We start from the raw sequence: 15847 nt of genomic DNA on the forward strand, positions 1-15847 counted from the left end.
CAAAAAAATTATGAAACAGTCATTTCAAAATGGCTTAAAAATTGTCCGACCTGTCTTAAAAACATAATTACCTAAAATCAGACATCTCTATTTTTGAATATAAATTATCGGAGACTGCAATGCTTTCAAAAGTTTATAGCTGTGCACTTCACGGGGTTGACGGAAAAACGATAGAAGTAGAGATAGACATAAGTCACGGACTTCCCGCATATAACACGGTCGGACTTCCGGAAGCAGCTGTAAGGGAAAGCAGGGAAAGGGTCCGGTCAGCCCTGAAAAATTCTGGCTACAGATTCCCGGACGACAGAATAACAGTAAATCTCGCTCCCGCTGACATCAGGAAAGAAGGAACAGGATTTGATCTTCCAATTGCCCTTGGGATTCTCCTTGCCACAGGAATCATACGAGAAAAAAATCTTGATGAATACATGGTGATGGGAGAACTGTCCCTCGATGGAAGCGTAAAACCAATCAAGGGCGCGCTTTCAATGACCGCCGCAGCCAAGGACAAAAAATTCAGGGGCGTTGTAGTGCCTTTAGCAAACGCAAAGGAAGCGGCTGTAGTGGAAGGACTTGATATCATCCCTGTGAGTTTTCTACACGAAGTTGTTGATCATTTCAACGGAGACCAGATGATCAGCCCGGCAGAAGAAATATTCACCTCCACTTCTATCCGGGAGCAGGAGATGGATCTTGATTTTTCAGAAATCATGGGACAGGAAAACGCCAGAAGGGCCGTAGAGATTGCTGCTGCCGGGAATCACAATATAATCATATTGTAGTATATTTATAAATATTAATATTATCAATAATATCAAGGCTTTATTGTTTTTAGGGCGATTCTTGTATAACCAATCTATCCAGCAAATTATGAATACAACTTCTTGTGTTATCTCTAATTGTTAGAGTGGCCACATTTATATAAGACATGATAAAAATGTACATCTTTTTCATTGTACTTATTCTATCGGCTTATTTGATTCCCTGATCTCCCGTTTTTTTCAGATCAATCGGTACACATGCCTGAATAAAAAAGCCGGTTTTTTATCGCTAAATCATGATTCAGGAATAATATCTGGGGCCTGTTCAGCAAGCCGCTTGCCATAATCTTCTATGCTAATTGTAACAATGCGGGTGTGGAAGGCATTTGCGCTGGTCGAAATGAAGGTTGTAAAAAGCAGGTTTTATTTATGTACGCTCTCAGCTTAATCTCCGGCTTTTGGATGTAAAAGCATATATGTATTACAGTTCATTATTTGAACAGCACAAAACCGCAAGCTCGTGTTTTCTCAGTAGGGTATTATTATTACTGTTACCGTCCCCAGCTTTTATGACCTTGATTCTGAATTGAAAGATGAAAATATGACAGGGCGTTTATGAGGATTCATTTCTGATTATCTGGATGCGATTGAACTTAAATTATCTTGATCGGATAAAAACTGGGGCATTAAAAAAACAGAGGGGACTAGGTAACTTGTTATTTTTACCTGCGAGACAAAAATTCTATCTAGCATATATAAACCTCTCCCATTCCAATATTCTATATTTATACATACACCTCTATATCCTACACAATATCCATAGTATACTATTATAACTAATGGCTAATGAGCCTATGATCATGCATTATTCGTAATTATAACGAGGTGATCCGCCGGATTTCAAGGACTGCATTTTTGACGGTTTTCTACCCGGTTTTTATAGGGCAAAAATACAGCTTTTTATCAGGTGAAATTGATGCAGATATTTTCTGATAACAGTCGGCCATAACAGCCTGAAGGACATCTCTGTTTTTTTCTTCAACGATAAAACTGTCATGGATGCATAGGCAAGCTTGCTTCATATTTGCAAAATGAAGCATGACTTCAAGGGCTATCTGCGAGTCAAGTCTCATAAGCTTCAAGCCTTTACCGGAACAAAAAAAATGCTCTATCGGCTGATGGGCTTTTTTAAAGATATCCAAAATCCCTTTTGCAGTAACTCCATATTTTTGTAGTGTTTCATGAAGGTAATGGTTCTTGAATAATTCATAATTGCATGCCTTGACCATCTCTATTTCATTTTTGCAATTGAGCAGCGCGAGCAGTGCTATTTTTGCAAAGCCTCTTACATCCTTATAGTTGCACTGCGGTATATTATTATAGTTGCTCATTATGGCTTCATAAGGGTCTTCTGTTAACTGTAACCCTACTTCAGCATAAAGCAGATGCGGGTGCAGGCCTGAATAGTCAAGTTCAACGGTCTTATTGCCATTTATTCTTATATTTTGCCGATCTTCTGCCCTTAGCTGCTGATATCCATTAGCACCCTTAGTGTAAAAACGGCCTCCATAATCCAATGTATCATTAAATACCCGATGAAGGTCTGTGCTTAATTTAACATCTTTGTTTATGCTCTCGTCCAGATATGAAACAATAAAGCGCTTGTTGACACTATTGATATGCCTGACGTCCTTTTCAAGACTTATGGAGATTTTGGATTTGCTGAAACTTATATCTTTTTTATCCTTACTGTCCCGCATAACGATCAGAGGGCTTGCATCAGTAATCAAAAAGCCTTGCGGCGATGCAAGGTAAAAAAGCTCTTGCTGTAGTTTTTCTGTGGCCCAGATTCTTGACCTGAAGCTGCTTTTACCTTCATAATCAAAAAAACCTTTTTTCAGCTCAATATACCCTTCATCAAGAAGCGTTCTTATTATAAAGATTGTAAATCTGGTCAGAGCCGTATTGTGGTCGTAAAAGTTCTGATTCATATCGATTATTAAAGGCTTTTCTTTTGATGAGCTGAAAAGGTTTGCCGCTAGTATGAAAAAATCGCTCAGCTTGTTTTTTATCTTTGTGATCTTTTTTTGGTATTTTGGCAGTACTATGCTGTTAAAAAAGTCTTCTGTCCTTTTCTTTGCCTCTCCAGCCGGTAGAATATAAGGATCAATCTCTACAGCCTTGTAATACAGATTATAATTATCTGCCTTACCGGCACGAGATTGAATGTACTGCGCTACTTTAGATTTCATTTTTTTGAGGTCTTTAAGGTTAGGTAAAATTTGATGATGCCCTGAAAATCTTATTCTGATATCGTCTTTTTTACAACCCCGTCTGCACTCATATTTTAAGGGCCGTTGTGGGTTTGTAATATATAAAGGCTACGAGATAAAAAACTGAGAAAAGGGCTGTCACAACAGCCATCTTCATGTCTGATTTCTTTGCCAAGGTATAGCTCGTTTGCTATAAATTCAAGATGATCTAACAAAAACTCCTTTTATTTTGAATATTTAGCTTGAAGATACGTTGCATTCCGAGGTATAAAGCTAAAGTTTGCGTTGCTCTCATCATCATAAATTAATAAGCTGTTTATATTCAATGCAGCATAGAAAAATAGAACCATTCTAAAAATAGAAATTCCCGAATAAGTATAGAGGCTCGTATGGCAGATTATACACCTAAACATTTTGGAGATAGAAAAGCTATACTCAATTTGAAGGAATTTCGTGAAACCAATCAACCTCGTACTCTTCCCTATGCACTAAATAAGCATCGAATATCGAGATTATCAGCAGAAAAAAGCGGTGGGCCAGAGGGTTATCTTAGTTCAATTGCCTCAGAGTTTAAACTTAGAGAATATATTTACAAAGAAAATATATTTTTTATTGGTGATCTTTTATGTGAAGCTCGTGATGTTATAAAAACAAGTAAAGAAATTACTTTTAGTTTCAAAGAATGGGTCGAAAAAACGTGTGATTTTAGCTATGAGACGGCACTCAATTTTTGTCGTGTATACAGCCTATGCTCAGAAAGGACTATTAATGTTCTTCTTATTAAAAGGACTATTCTGTTTGAAATATGCAGCGATAAATTTCCTGAAGATTTCAGAGATTATCTCCTTAGCTCAGAAAAAACTTTAGGCATGTCCATAAAAGGCTTCAAAAAACTATATAAAACTTTTGAAGAGAAAGGATGGGCTGGGTTTGAGGCTGAGCTTGAAAACTATGAAGCTGCAAATCGTTTGATTGAACATATTCAAAATTATAAACATAAAATTGAAAAAGCCATATCAATTCTAAGAAATGAGAGAACTGAATTTCTTAATGGTATAATAATACAAAAAATTGCAAACAAAATACCGTTAAACGATCATGAGCAACGCCTGTATAATGTGTATCAAGCATTTGAGACAAGCATAAGGCAGCTTCATCAACTATCGGATGGGTATTTTGATGATGAACATAAAAATATTTTAGATCAATTTATTGATAATTTTGAAGCATAATTTATTTTTTTGAATTGATAAGTATACAGGCATAAATACTTATAACTAAATTGTTCTTTAAACTAATCAAATACAAAAATACGGCTTTTAAAAAAAATATTGTTTTTTATATACTTATTACAAGGGAGATTCAAATGACCATCCCCCCAATCCCTCATCATAAGAGTAAGTTTTTAAAATACGGCGGTGATCCGTGTGAAAATTTGTACCGCTATGCAGAAGATAGAAAACGTAAAAGGTTTGAAGTCGGTAGGTCACAAGGTGATCAAAAGTACCTTGATAGCTTAGCTGATGAAATAAAAATAAGAACAAAAATTACACAGCAAGAGATTTTTTTTATTGGTGAAATGCTTACAGAAGCACGTCAGGTTGTAAAATCAATAAAAGGGCTAAGCTTCAAGGTTTGGGTACAAAACACATTCGACTTTGGTTATCATACGGCAATAAATTTTTGTAATGTTTATGCCGTTTGCATGGGACGCATACAAGAAATTGCCAATATCCCGATCAGCGTTTTATACAATATCAGCCAGCCATCTTTTTCAGATGAACTCAGGGATTTCCTTTTTAATTCAGGAGCAATTGAAAAATTATCCCTTTCTAAGGTAAAAGAGCTGCGCGATGAATATCAAAAGAATGGTATCAATGCTATTCGTGCTAAATTTTCAAGCATTGGTGAAGCTGCTGTTGTCTACCAACAGGTTAAACATGTACAAACCAGGGCAGAAGAAGCTGTATATAAGTTAAGCATGATTCAACGCAGCCTTCAAAATGAAGGTTTTGATTTTGATGCAACTCAAACGCTACAAAGCAAAGACAAGCACTACGAAAAGGGGAATATATACCAAAAAAAAATATTCGATACCTTTACTGCCTGTATCGATATGATCAATCTTGCAATAAATAGCATAGACATCAAAGTAGCTATTGTTCAGGATGGTACCGTATCCACAGATATAATACTACATGATTCTATAAATACAGATGGTCAGCCTCCTGCTAAAGCAGATAATGGAGATACTGATGCTGATGCTGTTGTCGAGCCTGAAAATCCTGTCGGTGATAGCGATGTGGTTGGCAATGGAGATGTTATCGAGGCTCAGTTTACAGAGACTGATAAAGGTAAATAATTTTTAATGGGGTTATCAAGTTAACAATATCTGTATTTTCAAATCATAAAAAGTCTTATATTATATACGGTTTTATATTATTATCGATCTATAAATATATGATATATTTATGTATATGAGTTATATGTTATGAGACACTGATGGTCATCGGGGTATTATCTCTGAATGAAATTTTTCATCATATAATGCCATTTCCCTTATTAGCTCTGCTGTAAACCCTTCAAATCTTGGGTTATTTTTCTTTTCCTGAATTATTGTTCGACCTACTATATCATATTTTTGCTTGTACACATTAAAAAATGAGCTGTATTCTTCCCAAGGCTTAGGCAGGTTTCTTGATTTGGTCTTCGCTATACAAAAAACAGGTAATTTTTTATGTATTCTAAGTATATGGAGATCTGATAGTAACTGGCTCAAGGTTTGTATCTTTAGGTAGCTTGTTATAAAGCTTCTTTCAGCGGTAAATTCCAATCGTATATATTTAATACTTTTTCTATCCCAGCCTTCTTTTCCATCTTGCGATTCTTTTTTATCTTTATCATTCCCTCTTTCGTAGCACTTCCATTCTTCACCCAAATAAAAAGTCCTATTTCTTCCAGCTTCATACTCGTATTCTTCAATGCTAAGCTTTTTAGCGTATTTGTAAAATGCTGATCTTTTGAGTGTGTCAAAGACCTTGGCCGGTTCATGCCGAGGGTAAATATCAAATGCGAATTCAAAGCTGCTTACGCTAAGCTCAAGCTTGCTGTTAAGGTCTTCAAGTATGAGACGCTGTTTTGCAGGGTTATTGTTTGTAATTACCAGAGAAATCATTGTTTGGGGCTTAAAGCCTGCGTTTGGATTCGAATAGATACTTATTGAATAACCAGCAGATAAAAAAACTTTCATGGCTTGAATATTATAATCAGGAAAGATGTCTGTTTTTGCCTGAATTATGGTTGGCTGGATTCTATCTTTGAAGCTGTTAAATGACTCATTGCAACTAAAAACCATGCGGTGCAAGTGAGCTTCGATGTAATCTATTTGCAGAATAGGCTTGTCATACAAATAGCTTCTAATATTTTTCCTCAATAGCTTCATTTTCAAGGATTACCCTTTTCAATATCTGTGTCCAACAATGCTCAATTACTATTAAGCCTTTATAGAACAAATATTAAATAAAGCTCAAAATATTTTTTAATTACATCCCCCCCACATTCCGTTAATCTGTGCCTGTAAATCCTCCTGTGTAATATCGGCATATATTTGCGTGGTTGTAATTGACGAATGTCCGAGCTGCTTCTGTACTGCTCTCAAATCCTTTTTCTTCCGGTAAAGTTCAGTTGCGTATGAATGCCTAAGGGAATGAACTGACTTACCTTTTTCATAAATGCCGAGCTGCTTCAGGTACTTCTTCAAAAGCTGCTGTATAGCCTGCCTTGTCCACGGCCCACGCTGGCCTATAAATATAAAGGAGTCTTCAGATACCTCTTCCTCATGCAGTTGCTTCCAACTCAAAAACCTTTTCAGGTGCTTTTTCAAAGCTTCTGAAATCTGAACCGTCCTTGATCGGCTGCCTTTTCCGTTTCGTATAAAAATTGCACTCTCGCCATACCCGGCCATGATATCTCCGCACCTGAGGTTTGCGGCCTCACTGACCCTGATACCTGTGCTTGTTATCAGGTCAACGGCCATCCATTCTTTTATTGCTGTCACATTATCTTTGCCTGATGCAAGCAGAGCCTTTTCCATTACAGTTCGCCTCAGCAACTTTATCTGCTGGGTATTAAAATATTTGATACCATCAATGTTTCTGATCTGCCTTTCCGTTGACCTGTTATTGTTGCTTATGGTAGCTGCCATTTTTACCTCCGAAATAAAATGTATTGAGTTTTCGACATGTTTTAAAACCATGAATTGCGGCTTGACCAGTGCCAGACCCTAAAAACTCAATACATACTGCATAATATGTATTGAGTTCGGTTTCCGGCTGTCTATCATGACCGGCTTCCCTCAAATTACATCCGATACAATCTTGCCATTTCTGAAAACAATCATCTGGCCGGGCTGAAAAGTTGTCCACTCCTCATCGGTCAGTTTCTCTGTTGCTATTATGTACCCAGCCTCATTATCGTCCTTTACAATATTCAAATCGATTTCCAGATCGCTGTCTCTCAGAATGACCTCCCTGAATGGACGGCTTCGCAAATATTTATATAAATTTTTGAGGGGATTTTTCGTTTTTTTTGCTCGATAGCAAAATAAATTTTCAGAATCTGAAAAAATGCAGTTAAAAGCCCCGTCACCGATAGTATTTATGGACTGAAGGATCTGATGAATCGCCTTGAACTGTCTCTGAGTGTATGAGTTCTTCTTACCTTGAGGTCTGAGACCCTGTGCTTTTATTTCTGTAAGCAAGATGCAAAAGGCTTTTTCACTGTCAGTCTGACCGAGAGGTAAATAGCTCAGCCCTTCATTTATGCTTCTCAGCCCATGCAAAGAGCCATTATGCGCAAAAGTCCATTCCCGCTTATTGTAAACTCTGCTGAACGGATGCGTATTCGAGTGCGAGTTGTTGCCTATTGAAGCTCTGCGGATGTGTCCAATAAAGGTGTTTGATTTGATCTGGTCATAATTAAGAAGAAATGATGCAAGCTGACTGTCACATGCTGCAATAGGCTCTTTAAAAATAACAGCGGATTTGCTGCTTTCAGGGTAATAAGCCAGCCCCCATCCATCGCAATGATAATCTGAATTTGATTTCAAGCCTGCAAATGCAAATCTCGGTCTTATCGGCTTATTAAAACTCATGCCAAGAAGTTCACACATAAGTCACTCCTTATATATAATGTTAGCTACTGATGGGTTTTTTCGGTTTTTTTGCTTTTGAGGAGGAGGTCTGATATCGGTTGTGGTACTTGCTTTTCTGTTTCTTGTTTCTTTATTTATATGTCCTGAGATACTTATCAATGAAGATCGTTACCGGATTTCATATATGCCGCTTTGGATTAAAAGACCTCGCTTTTCAGGGTAAAAGTATATCCATGCTGCGATTGCTTCTGCTGCTTCTCTTTCTTCCAAGCTGACTTTGATTGTTTCCCGTTTGTAGCAGTCCGGGTGTCCTTCAAGGCGATCCAGTTTTGCAAGGGTTGCTTGATTGACCACGTAAAGTTCACCATGAATGTGTGAAATGGATTCGTCCTTAATTACAAATGGTATCCCAGCTACATACAGGGCATACTTTTCTTGGGTTATGGCATTACCCTTGAATTCTGCATTTGCAAGCAGTCCATGATTGCCGAATCCCTTTTTAAGAGTGCCGTATACAAAAAGCATATGTCTCATTTAAACCTCTTTTCGTTATACTATTTGCTTACTTACTCAATATATTTATATAGCCAAATGAGTCATAAATAAAGACCATATGTCTTATATATAATGAATTTATAGGGTTTTAATGAAATTCCAATTACAAGTAAAATAAGAAAGAACTCAAAACAGCTGCTTAAGTATTTAGTTAAATTTGAGTACGTGATGGTAGTTTGCCATATTTGCAAACCATTCTGGATATCTTTGCAAGGACGTTGCAGGGGATGTCGGATGAGGGTTTATTACTGGACTCTTTACATGAACGGAGATGCATTTTTGAAAAGGTATATATTTTTTACTTTTCATCTTACAGGCATATCATTTAAAGCCTTGATCTCGATTACGAGAACAGGCTCTCTCGACTGAGAATAAAATCATGGGAGTATTCTAATTGCGCGTAATTTCCATAGATAAATGAGTTCGTCAAAAAGTTCTTTATCGTACATCTCGAAATTCGTATCTTTATCAAGTAATAATTCTCCAACTGTAGGAGCTCTATCCGAAAAAGCGATGGCTTTAAAAAGCTTCTCTGAAATGTTAACACTCGCTTGGTCAAAGATGAGAGACGCAGTGGCCTCTATAGCAAAACGAATTTGCTTTTGACCTTCAACTGTCATCGTGCATCGTTTAACGAGCTTCTTGCTGGCCGACAGTTGCACCTTAAGCGATAAGATACATTGTGGATTAGAGATAAAATCATTCTTTGTCACTAAGTAATTACCAACTATCATTAGATCCAGTCCAGTAGTTAATAAGCAAACTACAGCATCGTCTATTGTATCTACTATCGGTTCCACACTATTGTTAAATGATGTATTCAAAATAGCAGGAATACCTGTTATTGAAAAAAAATCTTGTATGAGTTCCCAGTATAGGCGATTCTGCTTTTGAGATACAGTCTGAATGCGAGCAGAACCATTAACATGCGTAACCGCACCTAAAATTTCCCTATACTCTTTCCGAACTGGGAGAGTAAATGTCATGAAAGATAAATCAGCTTTACATTTTGGGGTATCGATAATAGTTGTTAGCTTGTCTTCTATAATTGATGGCGCAAAAGGTCGAAATGATTCTCGATCTTTGACCATTTTGTTAATACGCGTCCAATTGTTAATAGGCCTTGGATCAGCAATGATACTTCTATTTCCAAGAGATCTGGGCCCAAATTCGGATCGCCCTTGAACCCAACCAACTACTTCTCCTTGTGAAATTAGTTGTGCTGCAACGGCCGCAGGCTCTGTTATTGGGCTCATTTCAAGCACTGGCCCCCATGCTTCAAGAGCAGTCCTAATGTCCATATCGCTACCGATATCACGACCCAAAAAAACGTGGGGCATCTGTCGCCGACAAGACTGGTCGCCCTTCATTTCGTAGGCTGCGATTGCCGCTCCTATAGCACCTCCAGCATCGTGAGATGCAGGCTGTACATATATTTTTTCGAATAAGTCACTACTGAGAAGCTTTCCATTTAAAGTAGAATTATGTGCCACACCACCAGCTAAGCAAAGGTTTGACTTTCCGGTTTTTTTACGAAAATGGGTTATGACATGAAATACAATGGTCTCAAGAGCGTTTTGCAATCCTGCTGCAAAGTCTTTATGTACTTCATTGAAGGGTTCTCCTGCTCGCCGCGCCTGCTTGACCAGCCCCTCATCATACAGTAGTCCCCATCGTTCTTCTATAGGTAATAATTCGAAGTTGCCCTCAGGAAGGAGTTGATACATTTTTTTGAATATACCATTGAAACGATTTGGATCACCATATGGGGCCAAGCCCATTGCTTTGTATTCATCAAATCGCTTGTAACCAAGGATTCGAATAAAATCTCTATATAATGTTCCTAACGATTGCTCGATAGAATGTTGTCTAAGAATACTAATACCAATTGAGTCACCCACAGCAATACACCCTGAAAGACTATCTCCAAAACCATCATTCGAAACGACAAGCGCATCAGGAAAGCCAGAAGTTGAAAAGGCGCTCCATAAATGTGCTATATGGTGATTACAGAAGAATAGTTTATTAGAAACATCCGCAGAAAATTCGCGTTCAAAGAGCTCACAAATCATGTCTCTGACAGAGAAACTGCGCTGTTCTGGATATTCAAGAAAATGGTTCACAGAAGGTAGCCCTGCATCACACGGAAACACTTTCCGATTTTGCTCTATAAAATTCATAGCAATGACATCAATGTCATCAAATGATAGCCCAGTAATCTTTAAACAATTATAAATGGCGTGAGCCGGGAAGTAATTAGAATGCTTTATGCGATTAAGGCGTTCTTCCTCGAAAGCGCAGATTAGATTTCCATCTCGTATAATAACTGCAGAGCCATCATGCGTTGACCACCCAGGAGCTGCATCCTGGAACTCCCTGATGATACCACCATGCCATCCTAAAACAATCATTTACTACTCCTACCAACAAATTGTTTTTTTTGATCAAGGATCATACTTCTATTAGATTTGGTCCAACAATATCTATTTTTATAAAGTATTTATCAGTTAATCAACTGATGATCCTTTACATAAGGGTCTAATGAATTATTTGCTCTCATAAAATTTAGTTATTATCGTATTTATCTTCAATACTAAGATTTTTCATTATATTAGATAAATCGGAAAGAATTTCAGAATTTAGATAGGAAGAAACGCCTCTTAGAACAGCAGTTTTGATCCAGCCACGCTGTCTTAGAATTTCTTTACGAATCGCTAAACCTATCTTTGGCTGAAATTCAAAAGTGAGGAGGGGGAGAATCCAAAAGTAGCTTTTCTCAGCACTTTTTTGGTTGTCATTGTTCCAGTGATTCCATATTTCTAGTAAGGCTTCCGAGTAGGCGAATCCATTCATTGTACCATTTGCGCCTTTGAGAAGCTCATCAAAAAATAAGACGCCACCATTTCCGCCAACAATAGCAATGTCATCATTAACTATTTGTCGTGTCTCACTCATTCTCAGTGGAGTTGGTGGAGTTTCAAGCTTAATAGCAGCAATTTGCGGCACTGATCTCAATAAATCAAGCATATTTTGAGGAGATAAATCAACCATAGTCACCTCAGCGTAGTCTTGAAGCACAATTGGAATAGATATAGATTTGGCCACTTCACTGTAATGCTCTATTAGTTGAGGTCCAAACTGCAAGCCCTTAGGTGGCGCAATCATAACTGCCGCAGCGCCATGACGTTCCGCAAAGCAGGAAGCAGAAACAACTTCTTTTGTAGAATTACTGGAAGTGCCTACGATAATTGGACATCTACCAGCTACCGTTTCAAATGCCTTAACTGTAATTTCAGATCGCTCTTGGTCTGAAAGCTTATGTGCTTCGCCAGCCACACCTAAGATTGTAATCGCATGGACACCCTTAGAAACAATTTTGTCAATTACATTACAAAGACTATCATAATCGACCTTCTCCGTTTCCGTGAACGGAGTAATCATTATGTTATTAATTCCAGCAAAGTTCATACGAGATGATGTACTCATTTTTTTTCCTCTATACAAAAAGATCGCTAAGAAAAATTTATCCATAGAAATAAAGATAGATCCGTAAGTCACCGACCACCGGCAAAGCCGGTGGCATGGAATTCTGAACCGCTCAAAGCGGTAAAAAAAAACAGGGATCACCTAAAGGTGATTAATCAAACTGCCTTAACTGTTCAATCCTGCGGTCTTCGTGTTCTTGTTTTCTAATATACTCTCGAACCGATAGCTCATCTTTGCGAACTGTCGATACATAAAAGTCTCTTGCCCAAAAATTCTGGCCAGTAAAATTCTTTTTCCGGCCAACATAATCCCTTGCAATACTTATTGCACTCTTACCCTTTATAAAGCCTACTACTTGATCCACAGAATACTTTGGGAGAATCGAAATAAGCATATGAACATGATCTGACATCAAGTGGCCTTCCAATATTGCACATTCTTTATGCCCGGCCAAATCTCGAAAAACATCTCCCAAATATTTCTTCAATTCTACATAAATAGTCTTTTTTCTATACTTTGGAATCCATACTACATGATACTTGCATTCCCAGGCACTATGACTTAGGCTTTGTCTGTCGCTCATTGAAGTCTCCTTTAGCTTGAACTTTAGGCGGTTCAGTTATTGGAGACTTCTTCTTATTCCAGGATCTGTCAAACTCTGTGAGTCCACCGGCAGAGCCGGGGGGTTACTTATGATTAATTAATTTAACGTTCAACATCATAAAATAATATGTTTATTAGAGCATGCCAGTATATGGCCAATATCGATAACTTTCAATTTTTAAGACTATTTGAGTTCTGCTAATGCTTTATTTAACAATGTCTATATATTTATGTGAATATTTAATCTGCTCTTGCCTAAGATCTATAAAGTCTTGAACTCGCTTGGAAGGTGGGCGGTAGATAATTTGATGATTTGTTGCATCAATTGCTTCGGTGTCATCAAAGATTGTAAAATTTCGGTCAATACGACGTGTTGGGGCGATATGATCAATATGTAAATCTTCTATCCAAATGATCCTAACTTCAATACCCGCATCTACCTGAGTCTGGATCACAGCTTTACATTCTTCATTCCATGAATTACTACCATTATTAATAGTTTGAGCATGCGATAATACAAATGTTCTGGTAAATTTAACTCCATTTTGTGACCTAATCCGGCTGGTTTCTACTATCTGTTTAAATCGTGCATTTGATGACCAGCGAAGTAAATCCTCTCTAGTTAGTGAAATATTAGAAGCGTAAACATTATTTTTTGAGTTGTTGTATAGAACTGGTACGCGTACAGAAGTAATGTGTGTAGGTACCTCTCCTGTGCTTAGGCGATGTGCCAATAAAAACACCTCTTGTTGAAGCTGTTCATCGTCGATTTCTTGAATCATTCTAAAGATATCAAATCGTTTACCAAGTTCCTCAATGATCCATTGCTTTATGTTCGATGATTCAGACTGCAAGCGCTGCTCTATTAATGCAATACCAAGTGAAACAGTAATACCAGTCGAGAATACAATAAAAGTGCCTTTGTCATCTAATTTAACAACAAAAGTGGATACTACCGTAAGTATTAGAGTCGCAAAAAAGCTAATAATTGGTAAAACAAATGCGTTAAGAAAGCCTAAAACAGATCGCTTCAATGAAATATTCCTTTAAATAAATTTAGAATTCTATTTGTGAAGGGTGGCTAACAACACACCCCCATTCACTAATACGGCAATAGTTCTCGTTCCAACCTGCTCCATAAGAAAAAATTCCTGAGCATTTCAGCGAAATTGCGTCATCAGCAGAATCACCAATACCTATTGTTTTTGTTATGTCGAGATTAAGTTTTTTAACGGCTAAAAGATATGGTTCAGGATGTGGCTTACGATTGTTCACATCGTGGTAAGCTATAAGAATATCATATTTGATCTGATGATAATTTAAAACATTTATAGCATAGTTTGATATACTTGAGGTTACGACACCAATAGCAATATTATTGTCTTTAGCTCGTCGTAGTAATTCTGAAATACCATTATATATCTGAGTTTTATGAAGATTATCTTTGCATTTATTCCAGAGCCTTTCTAAGCGAAGCTCGTCTATCTCAGAAGTATTAACGAGTGTTCCATCTAGATCAATAAGTAAACCAGAAATTGTCATATTTAAAACCCTTTTAAGTCCATTTGAGTGCTCAATGGAAGAACCCTTTTAGAAGGAATGGATAGACGATTAAGGAGTTCAATTGTTGAACCAATTTTAATTCCGCCCATGTTATTTATGATCATTTGTCCACCAGAAGCATTAAAACAGGAGTATACATCTTCATTTGGAGGGATTACTACATAGAGTTCTTTGCCTTGTGATTTCGTAAACTTTGCTTGATGGATAGTTCCTCCTTTTTCTCCAGTCTCAATTATTACCGAAAAATTAGACATACCACTTTGTATTCTATTTCTTTTAGCGTATTCTGGTGGATATGCTGGCACTTCAGGTGGATGCTCGGACACCAGTGTTCCTCCATTTTCAAGGATTTTATTGGCAAGAATGCTATTTGATTTAGGAGTCACTGTATCTAAGCCATGAGCTAAAATAGCTATTGTTGTTCCGTTAGCTTTAAGAGTCCCCTCATGAGCTGATGTGTCTATACCCAAAGCAAGCCCACTTACAATTGTGAAACCATTATTAGCCAATGATTCCGAAATTTTTTTTGATATTTTTTTGCCCACATCACTTGCTTTTCGAGTACCAACAACAGCTGCACATTTATTTGATAATGCAGTGAGAGATCCCTTAGCATAAATTAAAGGGGGATAATCAGCTATTTTTTTAAGTAAATGAGGGTAATAGTTATCTAAACATGATAATATCTCAATATTATATTTGTTACAAAGTTCGATAATTCTGTTTGCTTTTGCTTCAGCAGCATTTAAATATTCTTCACTATCTTTTGGTATTAAAGCTCTATTGATCAGAATTTGAATATCTGAGTTGTGTTCAGTCATTGTTTTAGCAATAGACCTAAGTTTTGCAATACCAACAGTAGGCAATTGAAGAAAAAAAAGTAGATTTTTAGTTTCAGTAGTTAAATATTCCATTTGCTCACATTAATAATTTTGAATCCCATATTTCTGCATATTCTTCTGGGACATGATTATTGTTAATTTCAATGCCAATATGATTTGCATAATTTATATTTTCTGTTTTGCCAAGAACAACCCCAAAAATAATAGAGACTTGATTAGATGTCCTTATGGCTCTAATTATTTCTGATATTGTTGCCCCCCTTGTAATTAGATCATCGACAATACAAATGTATTTATAGTCTTTCAAGTCATCTAATATATAGTATTTAGAGCTGGTCTGGAAAAATTGGACAGCCATTTAAGTGAAAATCTGCTTTATTAGAACATCAAAAAAAAGGAGCAGAAGAATGGCAAAAGGAATCAGAAGAAATCACGGACCAGCATTCAAGGCTAAAGTGGCGTTAGCGGCTTTGAAGGGAGACAAAACCCTCTCGGAATTATCCGATCAGTTTGGTGTGCATTCCAATCAGATATCAGCCTGGAAGAAAGAGCTTGAACAGAATGCCTCAGAACTGTTTGATCGTGGAAAAAGGAATGATGAAACAGGATTGG

The 15847-nt window shown here is 37.2% G+C and carries 16 protein-coding genes; 4 read left to right on the top strand and 12 right to left on the bottom strand.

Going from position 1 to position 15847, the window contains the following annotated elements:
• The first annotated feature begins 119 nt into the window (after positions 1-119).
• The gene (locus K245_RS24555; protein ID WP_051284140.1) at positions 120-782 is read left to right on the top strand and encodes a magnesium chelatase domain-containing protein; all 663 of its coding nucleotides are present in this window, start codon (positions 120-122) and stop codon (positions 780-782) included.
• A gap of 905 nt (positions 783-1687) precedes the next feature.
• On the opposite strand, the gene K245_RS0113990 is transcribed toward K245_RS24555, so the two are convergent.
• Positions 1688-3013, bottom strand: coding sequence for a hypothetical protein (locus K245_RS0113990; protein ID WP_027359758.1), 1326 nt, complete (start codon positions 3011-3013; stop codon positions 1688-1690).
• 410 nt (positions 3014-3423) lie between these two features.
• On the opposite strand from K245_RS0113990, the gene K245_RS0114000 reads away from it, so the two are divergent.
• Positions 3424-4266 (top strand): hypothetical protein, encoded by an 843-nt coding sequence (locus K245_RS0114000; RefSeq protein ID WP_027359759.1) that lies wholly within the window; start codon positions 3424-3426, stop codon positions 4264-4266.
• Between the two features lie 134 nt (positions 4267-4400).
• Positions 4401-5396, top strand: a complete 996-nt coding sequence (locus K245_RS0114005) for a hypothetical protein (protein WP_035277285.1) — start codon at positions 4401-4403, stop codon at positions 5394-5396.
• 144 nt (positions 5397-5540) lie between these two features.
• Here K245_RS0114005 and K245_RS0114010 read toward each other — a convergent pair whose 3' ends face one another.
• The 11 genes from K245_RS0114010 to K245_RS0114065 all read right to left on the bottom strand — a co-directional run bounded on the left by K245_RS0114010 (position 5541) and on the right by K245_RS0114065 (position 15593).
• Positions 5541-6482: a hypothetical protein gene (locus tag K245_RS0114010; RefSeq protein ID WP_156906800.1), complete on the bottom strand. Its 942-nt coding sequence runs from the start codon at positions 6480-6482 to the stop codon at positions 5541-5543.
• A 90-nt stretch (positions 6483-6572) separates the two neighbouring features.
• A complete protein-coding gene (locus K245_RS0114015; RefSeq protein WP_051284142.1) occupies positions 6573-7238 on the bottom strand; it encodes a tyrosine-type recombinase/integrase in 666 nt (221 codons plus the stop codon).
• A 150-nt stretch (positions 7239-7388) separates the two neighbouring features.
• Positions 7389-8204, bottom strand: a complete 816-nt coding sequence (locus tag K245_RS24560) for a class II glutamine amidotransferase (protein ID WP_051284141.1) — start codon at positions 8202-8204, stop codon at positions 7389-7391.
• 150 nt (positions 8205-8354) lie between these two features.
• Complete coding sequence (locus K245_RS0114025) at positions 8355-8720, bottom strand: gamma-glutamylcyclotransferase family protein (RefSeq protein ID WP_027359763.1); 366 nt, start codon at positions 8718-8720, stop codon at positions 8355-8357.
• Between the two features lie 398 nt (positions 8721-9118).
• Entirely contained in the window at positions 9119-11152 is a 2034-nt protein-coding gene (locus K245_RS24565) for a carbamoyltransferase family protein (RefSeq protein ID WP_035277287.1), read from the bottom strand.
• Between the two features lie 154 nt (positions 11153-11306).
• Complete coding sequence (locus tag K245_RS0114040) at positions 11307-12227, bottom strand: dihydrodipicolinate synthase family protein (RefSeq protein ID WP_027359764.1); 921 nt, start codon at positions 12225-12227, stop codon at positions 11307-11309.
• Between the two features lie 151 nt (positions 12228-12378).
• Positions 12379-12810 carry an IS200/IS605 family transposase gene (tnpA, locus tag K245_RS0114045; RefSeq protein WP_027359765.1) on the bottom strand — a complete coding sequence of 144 codons (432 nt, stop codon included), beginning with the start codon at positions 12808-12810 and terminating at the stop codon, positions 12379-12381.
• A gap of 226 nt (positions 12811-13036) precedes the next feature.
• Positions 13037-13864 (bottom strand): hypothetical protein, encoded by an 828-nt coding sequence (locus K245_RS0114050; RefSeq protein ID WP_027359766.1) that lies wholly within the window; start codon positions 13862-13864, stop codon positions 13037-13039.
• A gap of 22 nt (positions 13865-13886) precedes the next feature.
• Positions 13887-14372, bottom strand: a complete 486-nt coding sequence (locus K245_RS0114055) for an HAD-IA family hydrolase (RefSeq protein ID WP_027359767.1) — start codon at positions 14370-14372, stop codon at positions 13887-13889.
• A gap of 2 nt (positions 14373-14374) precedes the next feature.
• The gene (dprA, locus tag K245_RS26710; protein ID WP_027359768.1) at positions 14375-15307 is read right to left on the bottom strand and encodes a DNA-processing protein DprA; all 933 of its coding nucleotides are present in this window, start codon (positions 15305-15307) and stop codon (positions 14375-14377) included.
• A gap of 4 nt (positions 15308-15311) precedes the next feature.
• Positions 15312-15593: a phosphoribosyltransferase gene (locus K245_RS0114065; protein ID WP_027359769.1), complete on the bottom strand. Its 282-nt coding sequence runs from the start codon at positions 15591-15593 to the stop codon at positions 15312-15314.
• A gap of 49 nt (positions 15594-15642) precedes the next feature.
• Between K245_RS0114065 and K245_RS0114070 the strand changes: the two genes are divergently transcribed.
• On the top strand, positions 15643-15847 hold a 205-nt coding region (locus K245_RS0114070; RefSeq protein ID WP_027359204.1), incomplete at its 3' end, for a helix-turn-helix domain-containing protein.

Origin of the sequence: Desulforegula conservatrix Mb1Pa (assembly GCF_000426225.1) — a bacterium.
In the GTDB taxonomy this organism is placed as follows: Bacteria; Desulfobacterota; Desulfobacteria; order Desulfobacterales; family Desulforegulaceae; genus Desulforegula; species Desulforegula conservatrix.